12 protein-coding genes are annotated in these 11,521 nt (G+C 47.4%); 6 read left to right on the top strand and 6 right to left on the bottom strand.

Features of this window, described 5'->3' with window-relative positions:
• Position 1 precedes the first annotated feature (1 nt).
• The 6 genes from NUX24_RS14880 to NUX24_RS21920 all read left to right on the top strand — a co-directional run bounded on the left by NUX24_RS14880 (position 2) and on the right by NUX24_RS21920 (position 3,928).
• Entirely contained in the window at positions 2-1,087 is a 1,086-nt protein-coding gene (locus tag NUX24_RS14880; protein WP_257832496.1) for a hypothetical protein, read from the top strand.
• Positions 1,088-2,145: 1,058 nt separating this feature from the next.
• A complete protein-coding gene (locus NUX24_RS14875) occupies positions 2,146-2,418 on the top strand; it encodes a hypothetical protein (RefSeq protein WP_047650388.1) in 273 nt (90 codons plus the stop codon).
• A gap of 60 nt (positions 2,419-2,478) precedes the next feature.
• Positions 2,479-3,108, top strand: coding sequence for a helix-turn-helix domain-containing protein (locus NUX24_RS14870; RefSeq protein ID WP_072015498.1), 630 nt, complete (start codon positions 2,479-2,481; stop codon positions 3,106-3,108).
• A 64-nt stretch (positions 3,109-3,172) separates the two neighbouring features.
• Positions 3,173-3,382, top strand: coding sequence for a hypothetical protein (locus tag NUX24_RS14865; RefSeq protein ID WP_257832492.1), 210 nt, complete (start codon positions 3,173-3,175; stop codon positions 3,380-3,382).
• Positions 3,383-3,419: 37 nt separating this feature from the next.
• Positions 3,420-3,686, top strand: a complete 267-nt coding sequence (locus NUX24_RS14860; protein ID WP_214576021.1) for a hypothetical protein — start codon at positions 3,420-3,422, stop codon at positions 3,684-3,686.
• Positions 3,687-3,733: 47 nt separating this feature from the next.
• Positions 3,734-3,928 (top strand): DUF1187 family protein, encoded by a 195-nt coding sequence (locus NUX24_RS21920; protein ID WP_072015499.1) that lies wholly within the window; start codon positions 3,734-3,736, stop codon positions 3,926-3,928.
• Positions 3,929-4,066: 138 nt separating this feature from the next.
• Here the strand turns inward: NUX24_RS21920 and catA are convergent, their stop codons facing one another.
• The 6 genes from catA to NUX24_RS14830 form a co-directional block, all read right to left on the bottom strand.
• Positions 4,067-4,744 carry a type A chloramphenicol O-acetyltransferase gene (gene catA / locus NUX24_RS14855; protein WP_257832489.1) on the bottom strand — a complete coding sequence of 226 codons (678 nt, stop codon included), beginning with the start codon at positions 4,742-4,744 and terminating at the stop codon, positions 4,067-4,069.
• 63 nt (positions 4,745-4,807) lie between these two features.
• Positions 4,808-6,739 (bottom strand): bifunctional diguanylate cyclase/phosphodiesterase, encoded by a 1,932-nt coding sequence (locus NUX24_RS14850; protein WP_257832487.1) that lies wholly within the window; start codon positions 6,737-6,739, stop codon positions 4,808-4,810.
• A 17-nt stretch (positions 6,740-6,756) separates the two neighbouring features.
• Entirely contained in the window at positions 6,757-7,251 is a 495-nt protein-coding gene (locus NUX24_RS14845) for a molybdopterin-dependent oxidoreductase (RefSeq protein WP_047650391.1), read from the bottom strand.
• Between the two features lie 406 nt (positions 7,252-7,657).
• A complete protein-coding gene (locus tag NUX24_RS14840) occupies positions 7,658-8,224 on the bottom strand; it encodes a cytochrome b (RefSeq protein WP_047650392.1) in 567 nt (188 codons plus the stop codon).
• Entirely contained in the window at positions 8,221-9,294 is a 1,074-nt protein-coding gene (locus tag NUX24_RS14835) for a catalase family peroxidase (RefSeq protein ID WP_257832483.1), read from the bottom strand. The genes NUX24_RS14840 and NUX24_RS14835 overlap by 4 nt, the downstream gene beginning before the upstream one ends.
• A 403-nt stretch (positions 9,295-9,697) precedes the next feature.
• Entirely contained in the window at positions 9,698-11,482 is a 1,785-nt protein-coding gene (locus NUX24_RS14830) for a diguanylate cyclase (protein WP_257832481.1), read from the bottom strand.
• Positions 11,483-11,521: the final 39 nt, after the last annotated feature.

The following is an 11,521-nucleotide window of genomic DNA, read 5'->3' as shown; positions in this document are numbered from 1 at the left end:
AATGAAGAACATTATGCGTAAATTATGCGGGCTGCCCCTCATTCTGGCGGCAGTCTTTCCGGCCTCGGCCGAAGTGATAACCATCGGTAAAGGTAGTGGTATTGTTTGGGAAGGCTTGCCCTTTAATAAGAGGCTAACGGGCGCATTGGATAGTCCGGTGCTTTTCCTGAGGTATGGATTACTGTCTGTCTCAAATTCATCTGCAGTATGTACGGGACCCACATCACTTAAACAGATTGCAGGTTATTGGGCTCTGCCTCTGGGGGATTCCGGAGCAGGGCTCATTCCCCGCGCAACCGGCACAGCAACGTATTATCGATATGAAGGTTCTTATGAAACCTTAACAGGGACAGTTGGCCTTCCCCAGACAAAAGGAAACACGTCGGCGGGAGCAACTACAATGCCTCACACTGGATATGAATGGTGCCTCCCTCCTTCAATGTCAGAGAATCAAAGATTCTACAGTACTTATGGTAACAGAACTGCGAGTTTGGTTGGTACGTGGGTTATCGTGGCTGATGGAAATCAAAAAAATGCGGAGGTTAGAGTGCCTACGATGTATTTTGGGTCTTTCTCTGCGGTTGGCTCGGGTGATAGATCCACTCAGATTCTGCCGAACGACATTACCCTGCGCATCTCTTCGCTTGAGTGCACGGTAAATACGCCCACTGCCATCGACTTTAAGAATGTGACGCGTATCACCGAAGCGGGTGCACAACTGGCTTTGCTAAGTTATCCATTAATCACTACCTGCGGGCAGCCAGACAATAAAATTAGTGCGAATATTAACCTTCAGTTTCGTGCGATCACCGGGCTGGATTCAGGAAACGCCGCCAGACTGGCCCTGCGGCAGGGCGGTGGTTGGATAACCGGTGAAATCAGTAACGGGGCGACGGGGAGCGGGGCATGTACGAGCACCAGCGGGATCCCCTTTGATAACAAGCCAGTAAAACTGGGGGCCATCACAAATTCAGAAACCAGCAAGAGTCTGAACCACCAGGTCACCTGGCGGTTGTGCTCGGCAGGAAGTAGCCTGCCAGAAGGAGCGGTCGATGCAGCTGCGGAGATGCTGGTGACATTTAACTGAGTAAGGTGCTCATCCCACGGGAGAATGCCGCACAGAAGTAGATAACGTGCAGGCATTCTCTTTGTATTTGGGTATATAAGAAGAGAATAAAAACCATCTCGTCTCGCCAATAATCGCATCCTGGGGGCAGGTCACCCTGATAAGGTGTGAACTTTCTGGCAGTCTCATTCTTAATTTTTACTTCAAAGGTAACAAAGAAGGGGATCATGTCCGTAGATATTCTTCTGCCTCGTTACCATGGGCAGATCCTGTTACCGATAGCCGGTCCGCGCTGCGTATGACCGACACGTCGGGTGGCCCAAACAGCACGGTGAACGTCGACGGCACCATACTGAGGATCAATCATGTGCGGATGTTTAGGTGGGGGCTGTGGGGAAGCAGAAGGACGCAGTCAGGCTGGGAAGGGGAACGGTTTCTGGAACACCAGTAGGCGTATTTTACGCATGCCGGAAACGGTATCTCAGCCCGGCAAAATGGGCGCAGAATGTTATTCGTTTTGGCCGTATGTCAGAATTTTTTCACCGGAAAGCTTTCCGGATGAAGTTATGACTCAGCGAGGGGGGCATTCCCTGCTAATTTTTACAGCAGAACTGGGAACGTCAAAGTCATCTCAATCACGAAGCCAGGCATTTTTTTATCTCACTGAATGCGAGTGGTTTGCTTTGTACCCGAGAATTTACATAAGTTAGGATTCATTGTGACCTCGTGAATTGTGGTAATGAACCAACTTTTTATTTTAAACGAATTAAAATATAAAAAATAAACCCATGCCCATAATAATGATTGGTCAGCGTCTACTATAGCTATGCTTTCATTAAGTAAAGCCAAAAGATAAAATTCTTTTGTGCTGTTATAATGTGACTAATGCAAAAAGTGACAATTCTGTATGGCTATAAATTGGGGTTTAATAAAAATTTTTATATTCCAATGAGTTATATATTTAAGGGGGACTTGCCATAGATCCCAATTTGGACTCGATATTCATTTGAGTTTCTGCGCCTTAAGGCTATGCTTAAGAGCATTATCTGATATCGTATAAAAGGTTCAACGGGAGATTTATGCAAACCGTGATTAACTTAAAAACGGAAAAACAGACGCTTATTGTCCTCCACTCCTTTGAGGAGTTTAAAAAATGGTATTTGCGTTTTTTTGATCTGAGTATCTTTGCCGAAGGTGAAGTGAGTGCCCTTCTGAATGAGGGGAAACCTGAGCATTATCCCTGTATACCCCTGATCCTTGATAAGAATATGAATCTTATATTTTTTGATGCAACGTCTGTGAACTGCTGGTGCGAACAGTTGAAGTCCATCACCTTAAAACATAAGCATTAAGTTGATAAATGCAAAACCTGTGCTATATATTATACCTACTGGCTTGTTTTGGTTGCAACTATGAAAAAAAAATCAACCCGCACTGATACCCATTATCTTAAAGTGATAATGGAAAAAATTGAACCATTTTTGAATTATGAGAATTATGGTGCAAATACTCGGTTTACTATTAATGAAAAACATAATGAAAAATGTTATTTCATTAAAAGCGGTGCGGTTTCGTTGTATCGGTATCCTGACGGAGTATTACTGGAAATTTTTGATGCGCCAACACTAAGAGGTTACATACCACTCATTAAAGACAGTGAAACAGAATATGTCATCAAACTATTATTAACATCCGAGGTTGCGATCGTTTCCAAAGAAGCATTGTTTAATTTATTATCGACTCAAAATTTATGGGAAGAGTTCGCACGTTATCAAATGGCGCTTATTTCATCTGTATCTGAAGTCATTTACAGACTATCGACGCCTAATAGTTATGATTCAATCCGCCATCAGTTGATTGAATTGATGGCAAAGCCGAGTGAAATTAGGGAGCTCATTACGGCTGAGAACTATATCCGCTGTAAAACCCGCATGTCCCGAAGCAGTATAATGCGTATATTATCAGATCTTAAAACAGGTGGTTATATTACGATTGAAAGAGGGATTCTACGTGGAGTGCATAATCTCCCGCTAAAATATTAAGAAAATCGTCACGGAATCAGAGGTAATAATTGTTTCAGGCGTGGCAGGAAAAACGTACAACAGGATGTTTATTTTGCTTAGAATTTATATTATCTCTGATGGTCAATATTTTGCACTGGGTATTGCTGGTTTTTTTTATAAGATAGATGCAAACGTCATTCGCCCGCAATATATATTTCATAAAAAACAATTCCTTGAAGAAGGGATTCGTATGAATAGATCTTCACTCTTTACGGAAAAGAACAGCGCAGGTCTCACTCAATTACAATTATAATGTTCATTCCACATTAACTTCTGCGGCTCAGAGAAGTATGGAATTAATTTCAAAGGGTGTTGAAACTTATGTCACCTGGATTAAGGCCAGCAGTAAAGATGCTAAAGTAGTCCAAAGATATTACCATGCTGTCAAAAAGTCTGCAGGCATTGAGAGCGTAAGCGTTCATAATTCATTTCTTACAGAATATATCGCTGTAAGTCATACGTTGATGCTCTGGCTTTCAGGTTGGACTGAGCGAAATATATTTCGGAACCTGAAACAACAAAAGATTGTTAATGCTGGATTGGTTGACTCAGTATAAGTTTCAGTAATTAATATTATCTATATAGAAGCATTGAGAAAGGAAAAATGTATCTAATCACAGGATTAATACACAAGGCAGGGGGGGCGCCTGTCTCATGGAAACATTATTCGTGCCATAAGCTTACACTGGAGCAGTGTGTAAAAATGCTATCGAGGCCAAAGGCGGCGGGTAAAAGCTATGGATATCCGGTTACGATTACTGATTACCACTGCAAAAAAATGGTGGAAAATGATCGGTAAAATACCCCTGACAGAAACAGAGGGCTGACACGAGAGGAGCTTTGTCTACTAGCTTGACGAGCGGAAGGATGAGTTATAGAAAAGCATCACCCTGATACTCTATAACTTAAGATAAAGAGCATGCTCATTTTTTGCGCATTAGCCATTACATTCCTTCGATAGCTCCGGCAAACCATCACACATCACCTGCAACTCATTAAACATCCTTGCCACATGGAAACCATCGCACACCGAATGATGGACCTGCACCGCGAGAGGCAACAGCACTTTTCCATCCTGTTCGTAGTATTTACCAAACGTGAACATTGGGGAAAAGAAGTTCTTCATATGCGCAATATTCATCGTAAAGTTCGTAAACGTTACCCACGGAATAGACGAGACGAAGAAGACGTTTTCGCGGGTCTCTTCCTTAGGCCAGTATGAAAGGTTATTGCCATAGTGCGCCGTATCTTCTGCATACGTGTTCTGGAAGTGATGAATATTGCCGTCGAAGTGGCTCCACAATGACGAAAAGGTCTCCGTTTCTGGGTGGAAGATGGTGTAGCTGGGATGAACTTCATTCCATATGACAAGCTCATCGTCCTTCATGACCATACGGAACTCAGGATGCCGGTTCATGATTTTAGACAGGAGAAAAATGATCGTAGGGTAAAACTTCCAGCCCACCTCTTTGATATGTTTTCGCAGCGCGGTGATGTCGATCAGAACCGTTTGGTTAATTGTACACTCAGCAAATGACTGGAAGACTTCAAAATGCTCTTTCCTTGCCCAACGAGATAAATCAACAGGCGTATAGTCCGGGGCTGTTTTTTTCATATTATAACCTTTGATTATCAATCACCTGAAGGGTTTTGGGTCAGAAACAACCGCGCAACCATTTCAACCGTACCTAATCTTCCTGTCAATCTCAGCCTGTGGTTTTCCGAACAGATATCCCTGAACGAGATCGCAGCCAAGCGCCTGAAGACGTTCAAGCTGCGCTTCGGTTTCAACGCCTTCTGCAATGACCCTCATATTGAGGCTCTTCGCCATGCCGGTAATTAATTTAACGATATTAAGGGCATCATCCTGCGTGGATATTGGGTTCACAAAGGATTTATCGATTTTAATTTTATCAAAATTCAGTTCACTCAGTCTTGATAGCGACGAATAGCCCGTTCCGAAATCATCGATAGAAATTTTTACACCGAGCGTTCTGAGCTTTTTGAGAATAGTGATCGGCGTATTGCTGTCACTGAAGAGCGAAGACTCCGTAACTTCTAATTCAAGACGGTTTGCCGGAAGTCCTGTCTCCTTCAGGACGGACTGTACCATCGCCGTAAAGGATTTCGTGCCCAGCTGAACGGGTGAGACGTTCACAGAGATCCTTGCCGGAACCGCCCATGAGACCGCTTCCCGGCAGGCAAGCTCAAGCACATTTTTGCCAATCTGATTGATCATCCCCGTTTTTTCAGCGACAGAGATAAAGTAATCAGGTGACAGTATCCCCTTCACCGGATGTATCCAGCGAATAAGCGCTTCGTAGCCGTAAATTTCATTGCTGAATGAATCGACAATAGGCTGATAATAAACAACGAACTCATGGTTATCGATCGCCAGTGCCATATCATGTTCAAGGGTTCTACTTTCCTGCAGCTTTTGCAGCATCCACTGACGGAAGACTTTTATCTGCTGTGAACCCTCTTTTTTGGCTTCGTAGAGCGCCAGATCGGCAAATTTATAAAGATAATCAGAGCGCCGTTCATTATCCGATAACACGATACCCACACAGGTGGCGATTTTTATCAGCTGGTTATTAATCGTATAGGGCTGGCTGATATGCTCGCTTATCTCTTTGGCGCGCGAAACGGCTGCTGTTTCGGTGAGGCCGCTGGAAAGCAGAGCGAATTCATCTCCGCCCAAACGGTAAAATGTATCAGTGGCGCTGCTCATTGAGGTGAGGCGTCTGGATACCTGGTTCAACAGCAAATCTCCGGCATCATGGCCATAGGTATCGTTGACCTCTTTGAATCGGTCTAAATCAAATAGCATTACCGTGACAGGGGTGTGGTTTTTATCGGCCTGAAGAGTAATTTTGTTGAGATCGTCCCAGAAGAAAAGGCGGTTTTTCATGCCGGTGAGGGAGTCATGATAAACATCATACTCCAGCTTCGAGTTCTGAATTTGCAGTTTTTCTTTTGATATTTGAAGTTCGTCAGCAAGGCTTTTAACCTGCATGTGTGCTTTGAGAATGTTTTTATTCTGGTAGATCATTAAGAAACCCAGAATAAAGCTTAAAATCACAAGGAGTAATGAAAGTACGGAATAAATATAGTACAGGATCTGTATTTTATGGTTGGATTCATTAACCGTGTTAATATCTTTCGTCAATGCCGTTGCAGAAAGCTGACTTAGCGGCGCATCGAGATCATGCATATTTGTCAGGTATGCCTGTAACTCCGGATGGCTCATTTTTTCAAGATGGCTATCCAGATAGGTCAGTATTTTTTCTAAGCGCAAAGCGAGTTCCTGATGCGCTTTATCGCTGTCAATATAGCGGCCTAAATCTCCCCCCTTCATTAAATCGCTCTGGCTTAGCATAATTTCGAGACGCATGCGGACCTGGTCTATCGTAACGTCATCGGTATCGGTTGCGTATAGACCAAGCCATGATTCAAAACGGTAATACTCTGATACCAGTTGTGCCACGGACCAGGACTCAGTGTATTGAGTCAGTTTTTGCAATTCCTGCTGTCGATCGTAAACAAGAAATGCAATATATCCTGTCGTGATAAAAAGAGAAAAAATGATACCAACCAGTATCCTGTTCATTATGTTCTCCTGAACGGCTACTCAATCTTCATTTTGCTAACCTGCCATGCTGATCGCGAGTAATAAATCTGATTATTCAACTCAGGAAGACTGTCATAGGGGTAAACAATGAATGATGGGCCTTTATCTCGGATGCGCATATATTCGCCATTGACCTTTAAAGCAAGTATGGCGTTGTATTTTTTGAAATCACTGAGAGGGATCACGGTAGAGTAATCATTGAGCGCAATAACATTAACGTTAGTCCCCTTCGCACCCACATAATCCATGAGTTTGTTCATGGGGACACCCTCAAACTTAGTACGTCCATTATACCAGGGGGATGTCGTCTCGAAACTCACCACACCCAGTTTTTCAAGGCTGGCGAGATCAAACACTGCTTTTCCATTTTCATTGGTATTTTCTATATTACCGTAAATCGTTAAAATGGGTTTACCAACTGGTTTTGGCAGTTCGCCAGCCCAGGTTACACTTTGTACCAGACAGCATAACAGCAGTAGGGTTAATCGCATTTTGGCCTCCACCTTTTTAACAGAAGTATAAGAATTATAATTTAGATATCACACGAGTTGATATATTTTGTTGGGGAGTAAGGGTTTTTATCGTTTTTATTGATGTAAACCCATTTTAATCAATGGGTTATGCGTTGTGGGTGAGAGGGTTTTTGATACTCTAGCGACGCTTAACTTTTTGATAAAAGCTAAAATTGCGGGCATGAATGCACTTCTGTTTAAAAAATAATCGCTTTAATTGATTGATATTAACTTCGACGACAATTTTGAGGTGCCCGTGGCTTTTTGGGGGCGCGAATCTGGAGACTAAATACGCGCCCCGGGTGTGTACGCTGTTTCAGGATCACGATGATAAGCGAGAACACTAACATTCCGATTGAGCGTGTCCCATAGCGCTTGCCTTACTTCATGTCCTCCTGGATCCCCCTTTCGCCATGCTGGCAAACACTGCGTCCCGGTAGATCCACGCATGGACGAGTGCGGCAGAGAGATGGACCAGCACCACAGCAAAAAGCAACTTTGCCAGAAGGCTATGGGCATCGTGACACCAGGCATACAGCACTGGACTGGTGGGGACAATCGCCGGCAGGTTGACGCCATCAAACATTACGATTGGCAGGCCCGCTGCCGACAGTTGCGCCCACCCCAGCAGCGGCATTGCCAGCATTAACCCATACAGTATCCAGTGTGATGCCTTTGCTGCAAGCACCTGCCAGATGGGCAAATCGGCAGGAAGTGGCGGCGTCCGGCTAAGAAGCCGGTTGACCAGACGCACCAGTGCCAGCAGTAAAATGGCGATACCCAGCGGCCGGTGCAGGTCGATTAACCAAATCCGGTGATGTAACGACGTCATCATCGCGGTACCGATGAAAAGCATGGCCAGGATCATCACCGCCATCAGCCAGTGCAGGCTTCGCGCCAGGGTATTGAAATGCTGCGGCGCGTGCTCTCGCATGTCTTTATTCGAGCTCATTTTACCTCCTGCTTTTGCACGGCTTCGGTGGCCTTGCCGTAGCCGATTTCCCGCTCACGGCGGCTGAAAGAGTGGGAGTAGGCCGCGGAGCGGGCGTTTAAAATGGGATCATCAGACACCGCAACGCCTGCAGGAACAATCGAAGGGTCAAAGTTAACGTCGCGGCACGCGCCTGTGGATTGTGTTTCGACGCGCGTCACTTCCAGCGTGCCGGCTACCACCTTTTTGCGATCGTCCGGCCATGGCTGGGAAGGGTCATCCACCGGATCGCCCGGCTGTGCGAGCTGCAAAACCATATCCCAGTAGATTGGTTTCTGTGCCAGTCTCTGGCTGATACCTTCGAAAAGGAAGTCATGATCGACCTTCTGCCGTACCGTCTCATCCAAAGGCATAAACAGATCGTGCGGGCGCATCATCCAGCGTACCGGCTGTTTATGGCCTTGAGCGTCGATAAGGTAGAAAGCATTAATGCTGTTAAACGTCGCACCGGAAAAGCTACCGGGAGCCGGGGTTTGTGCCGCCCACGCGAGGTATTTCTTTGCCTCGGGATACGCTTTTAAAAATGCCGCAAGGCGCTGCGGATCCGGCTTGCCGGTAGACCCATCTACCGCGAGCGCTTTTGGCATGGCGAGAAATCCTTCAGGATCCCGTGTTGCGAAGAATGGCACGTTGTTCATTGCCATACGCCATTGTTGTTTGTCATCCGTTTTAAGCAATAGCGCCATGCTCAGCGTTTTCGTCGAGGTATCCGCGGCATATGGGTTACCGGTGCCAATAGAGAATCGTCCTACAACGGGGGTTTTTGATTGGGAAAAGAGGCGTGCGGTTGATAAAGACGTTGCTGCACCGTCTGGCGTGAACGTACCCGCAAAACAGATGCCTTTCCCGTGCGCACGACGAAAGCCGGCAGGAAACGGTTTCGGTGTTTCTGACACTAACGACTGACTGACGGTACGAGATCCGAACCAACCCGCAGTCCACGCCAATACGGATGCTAATACCCCTGCGATGACAGCAATCGACGCCAGCGCTCCCCAGGTTTTTTGGGATTTGAAATCCAGCTTATACATAGACGTTTTTCCATAGCAGAAATGTAATACCCGTTAGGCCCAATAATGAAAGCGAAACATTCATAATTCAGAGATAATAGAGAAGACGATTAGGTGTAAATAATCGTAGTGGCACTTATGTTGAGAACGGAAATATTCGTGTTAAGTATTTTTTCGAGCCGGTCACGATTATTTTCGAGTATATAAGCCAGGCAGGCAAAAAAAAGAATATCACGAAAAGTTTATACTTTGCGCCTGTGGGGAGAAGGTTTAAGCTCAGCGCTTAGCTGGCTGTTCGTGCCGTGGAAGCATGGAAGCGACTCGGGGTAAATATCTGTTCCCCCTTCAGAGGTATTGCCGGCATATCTGGCCAGTGAGTGCCTTCGCCGGCAGTAATCAGAGCCATAATTGATCTGTTGACCGGCTAAACCGCCTCCAGCATCCCAAAACTCACAATCCGCGCGCGTCCCAGCTCTTTTGCCCGGTATAGCGCCACATCCGCGGCGCGCAACAGATTGTCGGTCTGGGCATGTTGAGGGTAGCTGGCAATGCCAATTGACACATCAATCGGCCCAATCTCGGTCAGTCCGTAGCGAAGCGACAGCTCATGTACGCCGGTGTAAATCTTCTGCGCACAGGCGTACGCGCCTGCTTCATCGGCACCAGAAAGCAGCACCAAAAACTCCTCGCCCCCGTAGCGGAACGCCAGTCCGTTGTCATGTGCGACCCGCTGAACGATTGACGCCACGCTTTTAATTACCTGATCGCCCGCTTCATGGCCGAATCGGTCATTGATGCTCTTGAAGTGATCGATGTCTATCATCATGCAGCTTAACGGTTCGCCGGTGCGTAACGCCTGTGCCGTTTGGGTTTGCAGGGTATCTTCCAGATGATGACGGTTACGCAGGCCGGTGAGCGGGTCGAACAAGGCTTTTTCCAGCAACGCGTCGCGCAGACGCTGGTTGGCCAGCGCCAGCCCGAGCGCTTCGGCCATCAGTTCCAGATAGGCGCGGGAAGGGGCGTTGTCCGCCGTAATATTCTGGAAGGAGAGCAGGCCAATGGCCTCGCCCTGGGCGATAAGCGGCACGCACAGGGAACTTTCCGCCTGGGAGGACGGCAGATGGTAGCAGGCGACATCCGGCTCACCGTTTACCGGCGGGTGGCTCTGCCCGCGGCGCACGGCCCAGCACTCGTCCGGATGGAAGCTTATCTCTTCACCAACCGGTGAAAGCCATTGCGCGACGCAGCGCATCTGCCACGGCTCCCGGTCAAGGACGTAGAGTCGGCCCGCGATCCCCGGCGCAATATTAGGCGCAAAAAGCTCCGCCACGTTAATCACATCGTTAAAGTTCTCACACCCCTGCAGCCGCTGGGTCATGCGCGCCAGCAGCTCGCGGATGGCCCAGTCGGCATCGCGCTCTTTCTCCAGACGCTGTCGCGCCAGGCCGTTTTCGCGGAAAATGCGGATGGCCTGGGCCATATCGCCAATCTCATCAATCTGGTGGAAATTGGGCGTTTCAACCGCGTAATCCTGGGACGCCAGACGATGTACCACGTCGCTCAGACGCACCACGGGGCGCAGCACGCGGCGCTTCAATATAAAGCCGAGAACAAACAGGAACAGCAGGGCGGTCAGGCCGACCATCAGCTCAGAGGCCGTACGCAGCGCTTTCGATTTTTTTGTCGCGTCCTGAACGGAGGAGATGACGCGTTTGTCGAGTATCTGGCGGAAGTGATCGAGCTGGCTCTGCGCGCGCTCCAGCTCCAGCTCATAGGGCGCGCCGTAGATCAGCGCAACGGCCTTAGCATCTTCTCCCTGCGCCGCGCTCGTTAGTGCCGTCTGCTGCTCGTCCTGCAGTTCATCGACGATCTTTATTCCTTCATGCAGCAGGGCCAGTTCTTCATCCGATGCGCCGTTATCCTGCAACTTTTCCAGCCGAAGCTCGATGCTCTTCAGGCTATTTTCTGCCTGGTTATATTCCTTGAGAACCTGAGGATCTTTTTTAATGACGTACAGCCGTGCTAAATCAGACTGCGCCCAGATATCGATTTCAATATCTTCAGTGAGCTGATCGAACATCTGCCGTTGTTCAACGGCCTGACGCTCGAGGGTATCAGCACTGGACGCCATCAGCATGATGATGCCGGAGGCGATGGTCAGGCAGACCGTGGCACCATAGGCCCAGTTGGTTATCGTCGCGATTCGCACCAGATGATCCTTTTACGACATGAGTAGGATGGCGTTCTT

It is taken from the genome of Enterobacter sp. HG048, from assembly GCF_024702055.1.
GTDB lineage: Bacteria > Pseudomonadota > Gammaproteobacteria > Enterobacterales > Enterobacteriaceae > Enterobacter > Enterobacter dykesii.
The sequence above is the reverse complement of the archived record's forward strand: the minus strand, read 5'-3'. Positions and strand labels throughout refer to the sequence as shown.